Origin of the sequence: Paenarthrobacter sp. YAF11_1 (genome assembly GCF_052113445.1) — a bacterium.
Taxonomy (GTDB): Bacteria; Actinomycetota; Actinomycetes; order Actinomycetales; family Micrococcaceae; genus Arthrobacter.
In genome coordinates this window covers 662,077-675,432 of the sequence record NZ_JBFRDF010000001.1, presented here as the reverse complement: position 1 = coordinate 675,432, position 13,356 = coordinate 662,077, and the positions used below count along the sequence as shown (strand labels likewise).

The window sequence follows — 13,356 nt, the reverse complement described above, 5'->3', positions numbered from 1 at the left end:
ATGGGTGACCCAAACACTGCTTTCCGAACTGACCACTGCTGCCGTCGGCGGCCCCGCAGGAAACTATGTGGAGGCCCGCACCGAGGCTGAAATCGTCGACGCCGTCCGGTCGGCTGACGCTGCAGGCCAGAAGCTCCTGATCATCGGAGGCGGTTCCAACCTTCTGATCTCGGACGAAGGCTACCCAGGGACCGTGCTGAAGATTGCCTCGCAGGGTTTCACTGTGAACTCCGAGGACAGCTGTGGCGGTGTGTCGGTGGTGGTTCAGGCCGGACATAACTGGGATGCGCTCGTGGAACACGCCGTACTGCACGCTTGGTCCGGGCTGGAAGCTCTCTCCGGTATTCCGGGTGCTACGGGAGCCACTCCTGTGCAAAACGTGGGCGCGTATGGTTCGGACGTTTCACAAACCATTGCCGCCGTGCGGACCTGGGACCGTGAACGCAACGCGGTTCAGACGTTTACCAACTCCGAGCTCAAATTCGGGTACCGCGACTCCATCCTGAAACAGACCACGGTTGAGGGCTCCCCCCGCTACGTGGTGCTGACAGTGGAATTCCAGTTGCCGCTGGGACGGATGAGCGCCCCCATCCGCTACGCCGAGTTGGCCCGGGTGCTGGGCGTTGAGGCAGGCAAGCGCGCCTACTCCAACGATGTCCGAAGGGAAGTCCTCCGGCTCCGCGCATCCAAGGGCATGGTCCTGGATGCAGCAGACCGGGACACCTACTCAACGGGTTCTTTCTTCACCAACCCGATCGTGGAGGCAGAACGCGCTGCAGAGTTGCCGGAAAACGCGCCCAAATATCCCGCCGGCGACGACGGGCTCGTGAAGCTTTCCGCTGCCTGGTTGATCGACCACGCCGGGTTCGGTAAGGGCTTTGGACTTGAGGAATCGAGTGTCTCAGGCGGCAGGGCTTCCCTGTCCACCAAGCACACCCTCGCCATTACCAACCGGGGGACAGCATCGGCCGCGGATATGGTGGCCATCGCGCGCGAGGTGAGGTCCGGCGTCGTCGAACGTTTTGGCATTGAACTGCATCCTGAACCGCTGCTGATCGGCGTATCGCTCTAGGCCAAGCACAGCTCGTGAGGGGTTAGCTCTCGGGGGTATGGGGGGTGCGATAGGGGTGAGATCTCGCCCCTCGGCGAAGCGCCGGGAGGGAAGCCTAGCGTGTACGCCGCTCTGCGATCGGCAGGATCTTGTTGAGCAGCAGGAACGTCAGCCCGCAACTGACCGAGCCCAGCAGGAAGATCTGGCTGAACGCGATACTTTGCGGCGATGGTCCGCTGGGCATGAACAGTCCGGCAGTGGCGAAGCCCACCAAGCCCAGGAGCATGACGATGGCTCCCAACAGGAAGCTGCGGACCTGTGCGGCGGCTGCCGGGTAGAACCATGGTTCCGGGGCGTCGTCGTCGCGATCGGAGACGGGCTGGCTGGCTGCGGCGGTTCCGATGAGGAGCGCGGCTGCCGCAGTCGCCACGAGGCTGGCTGTCTGGATGGCCCGCATTGACGGGGAGAGGCTCACACCCGTTCCGACGGCTACGATCAGCCCGGCGCCAAGTCCCACCAGCGTGCAGAACCAACCGGCGGTAGCCAACCACCGGCTCATCGGCCGCACAAACGGGGCAAGATCTCCAAAAAGCATGAATCCATCCTAGGATCCGCTGCTGGGTGAGGGCTGGGAGGCGCGGCAAGGTTCCCTGTGCATGCCGGCCCTTTTAGGATGAAGCATGCCTGCAACCCGCAATAGTCCCAGTCCGCGCGTCATGGGCCGATTGAGGCTCGCCAGCCAAGGCCTGTTGGCCGGGGGCTTTCCCTCGGTTGCCGACGCGGTTCGTTGGATGACGGCCATGCAGGCCCAGGACCTTGGCCATGCGCTGTGGGCCGTGGGGCAGCGCGTGCCCGGCACCAGGGCCTCGGACGTCAGGGCTGCCCTGGACGCCGGGACCGTGGTCCGTTCCTGGCCTATGCGCGGGACGCTGCACCTCCTGGCCCCCGAGGATCTCCGCTGGATTCTGGGCATCACCAGCGACCGACTCATGTCCATGGTGGCCGGGCGGCATCGTGAACTTGGCATTACCCAGGACGACATCAGCCATTGCCGGGACATCGCCGTCAAAACCACCGAGGTGCTGAAGGCAACGGAGGGCGCACACGGCGCAACACGGGAGCAGCTGTTCCAGGCGTTTGAGGAAGCCGGTCAGATCACCAAAGCACAGCGCGGGATTCACTTGCTGGGGAGCTTGTGCCAGCGTGCGTGGCTGGTTCAGGGGCCGATGGCTGCGTCCAGCGGCAAAGCGGGCGTGCAGCAACTGTTCGTGCCCTTTGATGAGTGGATTCCTGAATCCCGGGAGCTTGGTCGCGAGGAGGGCATCGCGGAGTTGCTGTTCCGCTACCTCAGGAGCCACGGACCGGCGACCATCAAGGACTTTTCGTGGTGGAGCCAAGTACCGCTCGCTGAGGCGCGCGCAGCTCTCACCACCCTGCATGACCGGCTGATTGAGGTGCCGCTGGGCGGCACCAGTTATTGGTTGTCGCCCGAGACAGCGGCAATGCTCGACGACGGCGTTCCCGGCTCACGCTCGCTGCTGGCTCTTCCCGGGTTCGATGAGTACCTGCTCGGTTACCAGGACCGTAGCCTGGTACTCGCTCCCGAGTACGCCGAACGGGTAGTGCCGGGCAAGAACGGTGTTTTCAAACGCATCATCGTCTCCGGCGGGGAAGTGGTGGGAACGTGGGCCAGGGCCGTGAGCGGGAAGTCTGTGGGCGTTGCGCCGGAGCCGTTCGCCGGGCAGTTGGGGACCACCGCCGGACGTTCCTTCGAGGCTCAGGGGAGGGCATACCTGAAGTTCATGGCCGGCTGAATGATGGTGGCCGATCCCGCCGGCTGAACACACCCTAAGACGTGGAAAACCCGCTGTTCCATTGCTGGGCAGCAACGGAACAGCGGGTTGTCAACCAACCGGGGCGGGAAGCCTAGAGCTTGCCCGTCACGATGTTGAGCATGCGGCGCAGCGGCTCGGCTGCACCCCAGAGGAGCTGGTCGCCCACAGTGAAGGCGCTGATGTAGTCCGGGCCCATTTCAAGCTTCCGGATGCGGCCGACGGGGATGTCCAGCGTGCCGGATGCGGCCACGGGGGTCAGATCCGCCATGGAGGCTTCCTTGGTGTTGGGAACAACCTTGGCCCATTCGTTGTCCTTGGCCAGGAGGTTCTCGATTTCGGTCACGGACAGGTCTTCGCGGAGCTTAAGCGTGAGGGCCTGGGAGTGGGAACGCATGGCGCCAATGCGGATGCACAGGCCGTCCATGGCGATGTGGTCCTTGCCGGCGGTGCCGTTTCCGGTGCCGAGGATCTTGTTGGTCTCTACTCCGGCTTTCCATTCTTCCTTGGACTGGCCGTTGCCGAGGTCGGCGTCGATCCAGGGAATCAGGGACCCTGCCAGCGGTACGCCGAACTGTGTGGCGTCAACGCCTGTGCGCTGGGCCGCGAGGACCTTGTGGTCGATTTCGAGGATGGCCGACGCGGGGTCGTCCAGTTCGCTGCTGACCTCGTTGTTGAGGGTACCGAACTGGTTGAGGAGCTCACGCATGTGGCGTGCGCCGCCACCGGAAGCTGCCTGGTAGGTCATGGAGGTTCCCCACTCCACCAGGTTGTTCTTGAACAGGCCGCCGAGGCCCATGAGCATGCAGGAAACGGTACAGTTGCCGCCGATGAAGTCCTTTACACCACCGGAGAGGCCGGCGTCGATGACGTCGCGGTTGATGGGGTCCAGCACGATGATCGAGTCGTCATTCATGCGCAAGGTGGAAGCAGCGTCGATCCAGAGGCCGTCCCAGCCACGGTTGCGGAGTTCGCCGTGGACCTGCTTGGTGTAGTCCCCACCTTGGGCGGTGACAATAATCGGCAGCTTGGCCAGCGTCTCAATATCGAACGCGTCCTCGAGCTTGCCTGGATCGCCAGCGGCAGAGCTCAGGAAGGAGGGGGCGGCACCTCCTGCATTCGAGGTGGAGAAAAATACCGGGTTGATGTTGGCGAAGTCGTTCTCGTCCTGCATGCGCTGCATCAGGACGGAGCCGACCATGCCACGCCAACCGACCAGTCCAACGGACGGATTAGCTGCTGTAGTCATTGACCAAGTCTAAACTTTCGCAGCGCAGAGCCGCTGTTGGTTACGTCACGCAGGTACTCCGCGACGCCGGCACCCGCCCAAGAGCGCTGGCTCGCCGCCCGCAGTGGCTAGTGGCCGGCGTCGTGCTCTTGCAGCAACAGGGCCTTGCGCTTGCGCAGGGCGAAGAATGCGCCAAACGTGAACACCTGCGTGACAACGATCAGCACGATGATCCCGGCGATCCGGTTGCCGCCGAGGATCATGGTCAGTCCCACAATGGCGGAGATCAGGGCAAAGAGCGGCAGCAGCATATAGCCCAGCACAAACAGGGTTTCAGGTTTTTTCAGCATGCTCAGCTCTCTTGGCTTTCCTGGGTTGCGTTCCGGCGCCACGTGGTGAACCGGTAGTTGGTGCCGTTCTTGGCGGTGAGCCAGCCTTCGGACGGGGCTACGGCGTCGAAGGTCCACTCATCACCGAGTTCGGGGGCAAACGTGTCGCCCTCCAGGTCGGCATCGATGATGGTGATGACGGCCAGGTTGGCGATGCCCATGGACTGGTCAAAGATTTCGCCGCCGCCGATGATCCACACCTTCTGGCCTCCGGGTGCGAACTGCGATTCCAGCAGGGCCGCGTCCAGCGATGTAACCACGACGGCGCCCTCCGCCTCGGGCGTCGAGGCCCAGTCTGCGTTGCGGGTCACCACAATATTGGTGCGGCCAGGGAGCGGACGGTACTTGGCGGGGAATGACAGCCACGTCTTGCGGCCCATGATGACGGGGTGGCCGGTGGTGAGCTGGCTGAAGTGTTTCAGGTCCTCGGGGAGGTGCCATGGCATGTCGCCGTCCTTGCCGATCACACCGGACGTGGTTTGGGCCCAGACCATGCCGATGCCCGTCATGCGGGCCGCAGTTTCCTGGGTGAAAATCACGCCGGGAAGCTGGGAGGGAGTCTCGGAGGAAGGCGTGCTCATACTGCGATCGGCGCCTTGATGGTGGGGTGGTGGCGGTAGTCCACAACCTCAAAGTCGTCCAGCGTGTAGTCGAAGATCGAGTCCGGCTTCCGGAGGATTGTGAGCTGCGGGTATTCGTAGGGCTCACGGCTGAGCTGCTCGGCAACCTGGTCCACATGGTTGTCGTAGACGTGGACGTCACCGCCGGTCCAGACGAATTCGCCGGGCTCAAGATCCAGTTGCTGCGCCACCATGCGGGTCAGCAGCGCATACGAGGCAATGTTGAATGGGACGCCCAGGAACGTGTCCGCGGAGCGCTGGTACAGCTGGCAGGACAATTTGCCGTCGGCCACGTAGAACTGGAAGAACGCGTGGCATGGGGGCAATGCCATGTCCTTGAGTTCGGAAACATTCCATGCCGACACGATGTGCCGCCGTGAATCCGGGTTGGCGGCGAGGTTGGTCATGAGCTCGGACATCTGGTCGATGTGCCCGCCGTCGGGGGTCGGCCAGCTGCGCCACTGCACGCCATAGACAGGGCCGAGCTCGCCATCGGCATCAGCCCATTCGTCCCAGATGGAGACGCCTTGGTCCTGCATCCACTTCACGTTGGAGTCCCCGCGCAGGAACCACAACAGTTCCACGGCCACGGACTTGAAGTGGACCCGCTTGGTGGTGATGAGCGGGAAGCTTTCGGCGAGGTCGAACCTCAGCTGACGGCCGAAGACGCTGCGCGTTCCGGTTCCGGTGCGGTCCGACTTGTGCGTGCCGTTGGCCATGACGTCGCGCAGAAGGTCTTCATAAGGGGTGGGGATGCTCACGAGTCCAGCTTACTGGTCTGAGCAAGCCGTCCCCGAAGCAGGTCCACGAGCGATTCGTCACCAACTCCGGCGTCACGAGCCGTCTGGATCAAACCGTCGACGGCGGCCATCACCGCCGCGTCTGCCCGCACAGCGCCTCCCGGCATCCGGGGCGGCCCGACGACGACAGTCCCGTTCCGTCGTCGTGATTCAATCAATCCCTGCTGCTCGAGTTCTTTGTAGGCGCGCGCCACTGTTCCCGCTGCGATGCCGAGGTCCGCTGCAAGGCTGCGGACCGTCGGCAGGCGGCTTCCAGGCTCCAGCACTCCGACCGCGATGAGTGAGCTGAGCTGTCGCCGGATCTGCTCGTACGGCGGGACGGGATCCGATAGGTCCACCGTGATCCCGGCAGTCATTGTGCGTGCTCTCCTTGCAGCGCCGGCTCGCCACGGGGGATGGTCCGGAACAGGCTCCGCACCGGCGTCACGGCGACGATGACCGCGATGACGGCCAGGACCATGCCGATCATGGGGAGTGGGCTGGGGCCGATCGGATCCGCTCCAGATGTGGACGGGAACACTCCGTACCAGGCGTTGCCGGTACTGATCAGCAGCACGGCGGCCTGCCCCAGGCAATACGCTGCCAAGGTCCGGACGATCCTGTACATGCTGATGGCCCGGAGTGCGGCGTCCAGCCCTGCGTTGCCGCCCGTTTCGTGGATACCACGACGGCGGCGCACGGCAAGGATTGCTCCGGCACCGGCCAGTGCCACCACCACGGAGACGAGAACCGCTGCCGGCCAGACCTTGGGCCCAAACGGCTGCACCTCGCCGGCCACAGCGAAGGCAACGGCCACGGCCAGTACCAGGCTGCTGCCGATCGCAAAGGAGAGCAGGCCCTTGGAAACGGGTTGCCGCGGCCACTCTTTGGGAGCGTTGGCCGACCCGTAGTTTTTGGCGGTCAGGAGCTCGCCCGCAGCGATGGCGGCCAAGAGAACCACTGCCACCAAGCCGACCATGGAGGGAAAAGCCCAGGTTTCGGGGGTGTTCCCCGGGAGGAGGATCGCGGCGAAACCCGCCACCAGCGCCAGCCCGCCCAGTATGCCCAGTGCTGCTCCGATCGAAATGCCGAGCCGCGCAGCCCGGTGGGTTCGGGGATCGGCGCGGAGCGTGGCAGCACTGGTGGTCTTGGTGGCCTTGAGCAGCGACGGCAGTTCGGGAACCCGCCACCACCACATCATGAGGAGCACCACCATGTTGAACAGGCCCAGGACGTTGAACCACGATGCCTGCCACAGGGCACCCGGGGCCGGCTGCGCTGCAAAGTTTCCAGCAATGGCAGCCAGCCCTGCGGCGATGGTCGCGACGGTGCGGAGTAAACGGTTGGTGGCGATGGTCCTGATGGTGCGGTTGTCCTCGCCGTCGAGTGTTTCCAGTTGACGCCGGCGCGCGATCAGCAGCAGTGTCAGCCACGTTCCAACAGCGAGGAGCAGCAGCGCCCCGCCCAGCCACGAGGCCAGCTCCCACCCGGGAATCCGGCCGTCCTGTCCCTGGCCCATGTAGCCACTGTCCGGATAGGCGCTGTCCGTTGGCGGCGCCTGCCCCGGAGGCTTAGGCAGCACCGGCGTGTGGCCCGGAAGCGTCGCGATCCACGCGATGACCAATGCCGAACCCGCGAAAATCCCAGCCGTAGTCCAGGCAAGTTTGCGGGGGAGGAAGTCCATGATTCTGCGGACGGTCAGTTCGGCGTACCTGCGTGGCGCTTTGGGCGCGGGGTAGCTCAGTTGACCCAACGCGTGGACGGCAAGGCAGGCGAGTATGGGCCAGGCCAGAGCGCCTGCGATTTGGTCCGGAGTGGCAGGAGCGTTCGATCCCATCGGATTCGCACGGATGATCCCCGCGGTCATGGCACCCTGCAGGGAACTGGCCATCCACCCAATGATTCCCACCCATAGTCCATGCGAGGCAATGGATTGGGCGTCGGGCTTGGACCACACCTGCATGCGCAGAAACAGGTAAACGATCACGGCGCCAACTGCAGGCCCAAGGAACAGCAAGGGCGGCAGGTTTATATACACGGAAAAGACCCCCAAGTCTTTTTTATCAATGTACTAAGTATTTGATACAAAAGACCGGGGGTCAACTCCGGGACCGCGTGGTGTCAGTCGTCGAACGGCTTGACCTGTTCCACGGAAACTATCTTCCGCTCAGATCCACGCGCTACCTGGCAGACGATCACTTCGCCGGGTGTCAGATACGGGTCCGATGTCGGAAGGAGGGCTTTCAGGCCCTGCGACATGTGTTGTCCCAGCTGTTTCAGGGCAGTAGGAAGCGCAGGGCGGTGGGTGCAGACGGCGATCGGAACCTGTTTGTCGAACAAGGCCTCCACCGCTGCCGCCGTCTTCTTGGGGGAGCGCTGGTGGCTGTGCTCGGTGAGCGCCTCCACCAGTTTCACTTTGGCACCGCTGGCCTTGGCGTAAGGGGCGATCGTGGCAACACACCGTGCCCAGGGGCTGGTGACCACACGCTGAGGTTTCCACACCTCCAGGAGGCGCTGAACCGCAACTGCCTGCCGCTGGCCCGTGGCTGCCAACGGGCGGTCGCCCTCAGCCTTGGTCCACGAGGACCGGGGCTTTGCCTTGGCGTGGCGGATCAGCACCAGTGGCCAGGTGTCCAGCTCGCCGCGGACGTGCGCCTTCTCAAGGTATTCGAGCGGCTCCACATCGGTGGGGTTGCTCAAGAACGAGGCCGCCCTGTCAAGGCTGCACCACATGACACTGTCCACTTCCTTGCCGTCCGGCCTGAGCTGGGCTCCGTTGACGCGGACAGCCCAATAGCGGACCACCTTCAAACCCGCAGACACATGGTAATGAATGGCGGGAAGAGGTATGCCCAAGGGAGCCTGGAGGCCAATCTCTTCCCACACTTCGCGGGCTGCGCACTCGGGAACCGTTTCGCCGGCGTCGAGCTTTCCTTTGGGCCAGGACCAATCGTCGTACCGCGGTCGGTGGATGAGGAGAACCTCAAGGGCACCCTTGTTGATCCGCCACGGAATGGCGCCGGCTGCGACAACGGCCACCGGCTCGCCGGGGTGGTCAGTCTGATCCGCCACGGGGGTATCGCTGTTCAAGTGGTTCCTCTACCGCCGTGCCGATGCCCGCTGGCGCGAACGGGAGTCCAGGAGCCATGACTGCATGTCGAGCAGCGGCTTGCCGTCCTCGTCCTGGTGGAACCGCGTCCAGTGGCCCTGGTTGTCCAAGTGCCAGCTGGCAGTGTCGTCGTCCACGTAACGGCGCATGAGGTCCATGACGGTGGCAGTGTCTTCCTTGCTGGCCAACTGCACCAGGGCCTCCACGCGGCGGTCCAGGTTGCGGTGCATCATGTCGGCGGAGCCGATGTAGACCACCGGCTCGCCACCGTTGCCAAAAGCAAAGACGCGTGAGTGTTCAAGGAAGCGACCCAGAACGGAACGGACCCTGATGTTTTCACTGAGTCCAGGCACACCCGGGCGCAGGGAGCAGATGCCGCGCACCACGACGTCAACCTTCACACCGGCCTGCGAGGCCCGGTAGAGGGCATCGATGATGGCTTCGTCCACCATGGAGTTGACCTTGATCTGCACCAATCCGGGAGCGCCGGCCTGGGCGTGGCGGATTTCGGCTTCAATCCTGTCCATCAAGCCGGCCCGCACCGAACGCGGCGCCACGAGCAACCTTTTGAACGTGGACTTCGGCGCGTAGCCGGAGAGCTGGTTGAACAGCTTGGACAAGTCCTCGCCCACTTGTTCGTTGGCTGTGAGAAGGCCAAGGTCTTCGTAGTAGCGGGCCGTGCGTGGGTGGTAGTTGCCGGTACCGATGTGGCAGTAGCGGCGGAGGCCGTCCACTTCCTGGCGGACCACCAGCGAGAGCTTGCAGTGGGTCTTCAAGCCCACAATGCCGTACACCACGTGAACGCCGGCCTGCTCAAGCTTGCGTGCCCAGGAGATATTGGCCTGCTCATCGAAGCGGGCCTTGATTTCCACCAGTGCCAGCACCTGCTTGCCGGCTTCTGCGGCATCGATCAACGCATCCACAATGGGAGAGTCGCCTGACGTCCGGTACAAGGTCTGTTTGATGGCCTGCACCTTCGGATCCGCGGCGGCTTGCTCCAGGAAGGCCTGAACGGAGGTGGAGAAGGAGTCGTACGGGTGGTGTAGCAGGATGTCCCGGCGGCGCATGGCAGCAAAAACGTTGGCTGCCTTGGACGTCTCGGATTCGTTGAGGTACCGCGAAGTGTGCGGGACGTGCTTGGGGTAGTGGAGATCGGCACGGTCGATGTTGCTGATCGCCGACAAGCCGCGCAGGTCAAGCGGTGCCGGCACCGAGTAGACCTCCGACTCTTCAACCCCCAGTTCGCGGATCAGCAGCGCCTTGATGTTCGGGTTGATATCCGTGGTGACTTCCAAGCGCACCGGAGGACCGAAGCGGCGGCGCAGCAGTTCCTTTTCCAGGGCCTGCAGAAGGTTCTCGGCGTCATCCTCTTCAACCTCCAAGTCCTCGTTGCGGGTGACGCGGAAGGTGTGGTGCTCCAGGACTTCCATGCCGGGGAAGAGCTTATCCAGGTGGACGGCAATGACTTCTTCCAACGCGATGAACCGGGCCACGCGGCCCGGGATGGCGCCTGCGCGGGGTCCGTCCACGGAAATGAGGCGTGGGAGCTGGTCCGGAACCTTGACGCGTGCGAAGAGCTCCTTGTCGCTGATCGGGTTGCTGACGATCACGGCAAGGTTGAGGGAAAGGCCGGAGATATAGGGGAAGGGGTGTGCGGGGTCCACAGCCAACGGCGTCAGGATCGGGAAGACCTTCTCCTGGAACATGATGCTGATCCGGTGGCGGGCATCCTCGTCCAGTTCATTCCAGTGCATGATGTGGATGTGCTCGTAGGCCAGCGCAGGACGGATCTGCTCAGCGAAGACCCTTGCGTGACGCTCCTGAAGCCTGTGGGCCTCTTCGCTGATCTGTTCCAGCACCTCAATGGGGCTCAGCCCGGCCGGTGAAGGCACGGCCAGTCCTGTGGCTATACGCCGCTTGAGGCCGGCAACGCGGACCATGAAGAACTCGTCCAGGTTGGAGGCAAAGATCGAGAGGAAGCTGACGCGTTCCAGCAGGAAAAGGTCAGGATCTTCGGCGAGTTCCAGCACGCGGGAGTTGAACGCCAGCCAGCTGAGCTCGCGGTCCAGGAAACGGTCCGGGGAGATGTCGCCTTCAGGCTCAAGGCTCGGCGCGAATTCCGGAATGTCGATGCGGTCCTGGGTGGCTCGCGAGGCCGGCACTTCCGAGGATCCGAAGCGTGGGGGCAAGGTTGCACCCTTCGAGGTGGATCCGGCGGTGCCGACGGGGTCCGGCTGCATGGGTGTCTCCTAAGCTCAGGACGGGGTTTCCTCCCACATTACAAGCAATTCCGGTGCTCGAATCCAAGATGTCACCTGCTTTCCCGCAAGTGATCCCGTCAGGTTAATTTTTGGTTAAAGGCCCATACATCACATCGGTGTCCCAACGAACGAAGCCCAGTTTCTGATATAGGGCTACCGCCGCCTGATTATCGGCGTCCACGTACAGCATTACTGCATGGAGGCCCTTGTCCTGGAGGTGCTTGATACCAGCGACTGTCAGGGCCTTGCCCAGGCCCAGGCCTTGCGCCGCCGGTGCAACGCCCACCACATACACCTCGCCGATGGCCGGGTGTGGGCCTTGCCGGGGATGGACTTTGGTCCAGTGGAAGCCCAGGAGCTCCCCGTCGGTGTTGACGGCCAAGAGGAACCCCTCGGGATCGAACCAGTCTTCAGCCTTCCGGGCTTCGAGGTCCGCCAGGGTCATCGAACCCTGCTCGGGGTGGTGGGAAAACGCAGCGCGGTTGGCTGCCAGCCATGCTTGCTCGTCCTGGCCGGGCACGAAGGCGCGGAGGGAGACGCCGTCCGGCAGGCCGGCGTCGGGCAGTGCTGAAGCAGAGGACATGAGCCGCATCTTCCACAGCTCACGGACCGGCCCGTATCCGAAGCCTGTGGCGAGCTCGGCGGCGGCCTCGTGGTTTCCGTGCGACCATGCGCTGAGTCCGTCGAGGCTCCGCTTGCCCTGCAGGGCCCCCAGCAGCCTTCCAGCCACACCCTGGTTGCGGTAGCTCGGGTGGACGGCCAGCTCCAGCACGCCGCTTGAGTCGGGCGCCTCAACGACGACGGCGATACCCGCCAGGTCTTCACCGGTAGCCGGATCGGAATCTTCGTCGGGTGCGTAAAGGGCCAAGGACAGGACCGAGTGGTCTCCGGAATCGACGCCGCGCAGCATGACCAGCGTCTGCTCCGAAAAGGGCGGGTTCCCGTCGGACTCCTCAGCTGCGGCGGCGAGGGACTTGACGTCCTTGAGGAGGTCGGGGTCCAAGGCGCCGGCGATGATCAGGACGGGCCAGTTTTCCGGGTGCGCGTGACTCATGATGCAAGGCTATACGTCCGGTGCAAGCCCCGTGATTTGAAGTCCCGATGGAACGGAGGTAGTCTCATTATCTCGTTCGGCTTTGCGGCACGGTAAGTTAGTTTCGTCAGCCGGCGCAGGGGGGATCCACCAGTGGGGTGGCCTCGATACGTTCGACCCGTATGTCCTCCACCAAGAACATGAAAGAGGCCGGAATCCGCAGGGATTCCGGCCTCTTTCATGTGTCTTCAGGTGTTGCGGATGGTTCCAGCGCCGCTCAGGCCTCCGAAAGTTCATCGTCCGGCTGCCGGACCAGTGTGAGCCGGTAGCCCACGTTGCGGACCGTGCTGATCAGGTTCTCGTGATCCACTCCGAGCTTGGCGCGAAGCCGCCGGATATGGACGTCCACGGTGCGGGTGCCTCCGTAGTAGTCATAGCCCCAGACCTCGGTCAGCAGTTGTTGGCGGGTGAATACCCGTCCCGGGTGCTGCGCCAGGTACTTCAGGAGTTCAAATTCCTTGAACGTCAGGTTCAGGGGCTGGCCGCTGACGCGGGCGGTATAGCTCGCTTCGTCAATGACGACGCCGGCAGCGCGGATCTCCGTCTGGGCTTCCTCTTCACCGGGAACCGCCCGTGCCATGGCGAGGCGGATACGGGCCTCCACCTCGGCCGGTCCGGCGGAGTCCAGCACAATGTCATCCACTGCCCAGGCCGAGGAGACGGCAGCCATGCCGCCCTCCGTGAGGATGAGCATGAGCGGAGCGCTGAGCCCGGTGGCCTTCAGCAGTTGGGTCAACGAGCGGGCCCCCACCAGATCCTTGCGGGCATCCAGGAAAACAATGTCCGTGGGATCGGTTTCAAGCAAGGCCGTGGGTTCTGCCGGGAGAATGTGTACGCGGTGGTTCAACAACTCCAAGGCAGGCAAAATGTCCACCGATGAGCCGGTGCTGTTCGTCAGGAGCAGGATGTGCGACATAGTTCCTCCAATGGGCTGTACGCGCATCATCGGGCGTCGAAACCGGAGATTCCCGGCCGGTCACAGCGCATTGGCAGC

The 13,356-nt window shown here is 63.7% G+C and carries 13 protein-coding genes; 2 read left to right on the top strand and 11 right to left on the bottom strand.

Features of this window, described 5'->3' with window-relative positions:
• Window positions 1-4: 4 nt before the first annotated feature.
• Window positions 5-1,072, top strand: a complete 1,068-nt coding sequence (locus AB4Y77_RS03315) for a UDP-N-acetylmuramate dehydrogenase (protein ID WP_311213718.1) — start codon at window positions 5-7, stop codon at window positions 1,070-1,072.
• 94 nt (window positions 1,073-1,166) lie between these two features.
• On the opposite strand, the gene AB4Y77_RS03310 is transcribed toward AB4Y77_RS03315, so the two are convergent.
• Entirely contained in the window at window positions 1,167-1,646 is a 480-nt protein-coding gene (locus AB4Y77_RS03310) for a hypothetical protein (protein ID WP_311213717.1), read from the bottom strand.
• Window positions 1,647-1,731: 85 nt separating this feature from the next.
• On the opposite strand from AB4Y77_RS03310, the gene AB4Y77_RS03305 reads away from it, so the two are divergent.
• Window positions 1,732-2,865, top strand: coding sequence for a winged helix DNA-binding domain-containing protein (locus AB4Y77_RS03305; protein ID WP_311213716.1), 1,134 nt, complete (start codon window positions 1,732-1,734; stop codon window positions 2,863-2,865).
• Between the two features lie 112 nt (window positions 2,866-2,977).
• Here the strand turns inward: AB4Y77_RS03305 and asd are convergent, their stop codons facing one another.
• The 10 genes from asd to AB4Y77_RS03255 all read right to left on the bottom strand — a co-directional run bounded on the left by asd (window position 2,978) and on the right by AB4Y77_RS03255 (window position 13,278).
• Window positions 2,978-4,132, bottom strand: a complete 1,155-nt coding sequence (gene asd / locus AB4Y77_RS03300) for an aspartate-semialdehyde dehydrogenase (RefSeq protein WP_442012936.1) — start codon at window positions 4,130-4,132, stop codon at window positions 2,978-2,980.
• A 107-nt stretch (window positions 4,133-4,239) separates the two neighbouring features.
• Window positions 4,240-4,461: an NF038396 family protein gene (locus AB4Y77_RS03295; protein ID WP_442012935.1), complete on the bottom strand. Its 222-nt coding sequence runs from the start codon at window positions 4,459-4,461 to the stop codon at window positions 4,240-4,242.
• Window positions 4,462-4,463: 2 nt separating this feature from the next.
• Window positions 4,464-5,081 (bottom strand): dihydrofolate reductase, encoded by a 618-nt coding sequence (locus AB4Y77_RS03290; RefSeq protein WP_442012934.1) that lies wholly within the window; start codon window positions 5,079-5,081, stop codon window positions 4,464-4,466.
• Complete coding sequence (locus AB4Y77_RS03285; RefSeq protein WP_311213712.1) at window positions 5,078-5,881, bottom strand: thymidylate synthase; 804 nt, start codon at window positions 5,879-5,881, stop codon at window positions 5,078-5,080. Before AB4Y77_RS03285 ends, AB4Y77_RS03290 begins: the two co-directional genes overlap by 4 nt.
• Window positions 5,878-6,276, bottom strand: a complete 399-nt coding sequence (locus AB4Y77_RS03280) for a GntR family transcriptional regulator (protein ID WP_311213711.1) — start codon at window positions 6,274-6,276, stop codon at window positions 5,878-5,880. The genes AB4Y77_RS03285 and AB4Y77_RS03280 overlap by 4 nt, the downstream gene beginning before the upstream one ends.
• Window positions 6,273-7,937 (bottom strand): hypothetical protein, encoded by a 1,665-nt coding sequence (locus AB4Y77_RS03275; protein ID WP_442012933.1) that lies wholly within the window; start codon window positions 7,935-7,937, stop codon window positions 6,273-6,275. The genes AB4Y77_RS03280 and AB4Y77_RS03275 overlap by 4 nt, the downstream gene beginning before the upstream one ends.
• 83 nt (window positions 7,938-8,020) lie before the next feature.
• On the bottom strand, window positions 8,021-8,989 hold the full coding sequence (locus AB4Y77_RS03270; RefSeq protein ID WP_311213709.1) for an NUDIX hydrolase: 969 nt from the start codon (window positions 8,987-8,989) through the stop codon (window positions 8,021-8,023).
• Window positions 8,990-8,998: 9 nt separating this feature from the next.
• The gene (locus AB4Y77_RS03265) at window positions 8,999-11,248 is read right to left on the bottom strand and encodes an RNA degradosome polyphosphate kinase (protein WP_311213708.1); all 2,250 of its coding nucleotides are present in this window, start codon (window positions 11,246-11,248) and stop codon (window positions 8,999-9,001) included.
• Between the two features lie 103 nt (window positions 11,249-11,351).
• The gene (gene mshD, locus AB4Y77_RS03260; RefSeq protein WP_442012932.1) at window positions 11,352-12,323 is read right to left on the bottom strand and encodes a mycothiol synthase; all 972 of its coding nucleotides are present in this window, start codon (window positions 12,321-12,323) and stop codon (window positions 11,352-11,354) included.
• Between the two features lie 256 nt (window positions 12,324-12,579).
• Window positions 12,580-13,278 carry a winged helix-turn-helix transcriptional regulator gene (locus AB4Y77_RS03255; protein WP_311213706.1) on the bottom strand — a complete coding sequence of 233 codons (699 nt, stop codon included), beginning with the start codon at window positions 13,276-13,278 and terminating at the stop codon, window positions 12,580-12,582.
• Between the last annotated feature and the right edge of the window lie 78 nt (window positions 13,279-13,356).

What these genes read in the sequence shown, in the direction of transcription:
- AB4Y77_RS03310 (WP_311213717.1), bottom strand. Translation starts at nt 1,646, where the DNA reads ATGCTTTTTGGAGATCTTGCCCCGTTTGTGCGGCCGATGAGCCGGTGG.
- AB4Y77_RS03305 (WP_311213716.1), top strand. Translation starts at nt 1,732, where the DNA reads ATGCCTGCAACCCGCAATAGTCCCAGTCCGCGCGTCATGGGCCGATTG.
- asd (WP_442012936.1), bottom strand. Translation starts at nt 4,132, where the DNA reads ATGACTACAGCAGCTAATCCGTCCGTTGGACTGGTCGGTTGGCGTGGC.
- AB4Y77_RS03295 (WP_442012935.1), bottom strand. Translation starts at nt 4,461, where the DNA reads ATGCTGAAAAAACCTGAAACCCTGTTTGTGCTGGGCTATATGCTGCTG.
- AB4Y77_RS03290 (WP_442012934.1), bottom strand. Translation starts at nt 5,081, where the DNA reads ATGAGCACGCCTTCCTCCGAGACTCCCTCCCAGCTTCCCGGCGTGATT.
- AB4Y77_RS03280 (WP_311213711.1), bottom strand. Translation starts at nt 6,276, where the DNA reads ATGACTGCCGGGATCACGGTGGACCTATCGGATCCCGTCCCGCCGTAC.
- AB4Y77_RS03265 (WP_311213708.1), bottom strand. Translation starts at nt 11,248, where the DNA reads ATGCAGCCGGACCCCGTCGGCACCGCCGGATCCACCTCGAAGGGTGCA.
- mshD (WP_442012932.1), bottom strand. Translation starts at nt 12,323, where the DNA reads ATGAGTCACGCGCACCCGGAAAACTGGCCCGTCCTGATCATCGCCGGC.
- AB4Y77_RS03255 (WP_311213706.1), bottom strand. Translation starts at nt 13,278, where the DNA reads ATGTCGCACATCCTGCTCCTGACGAACAGCACCGGCTCATCGGTGGAC.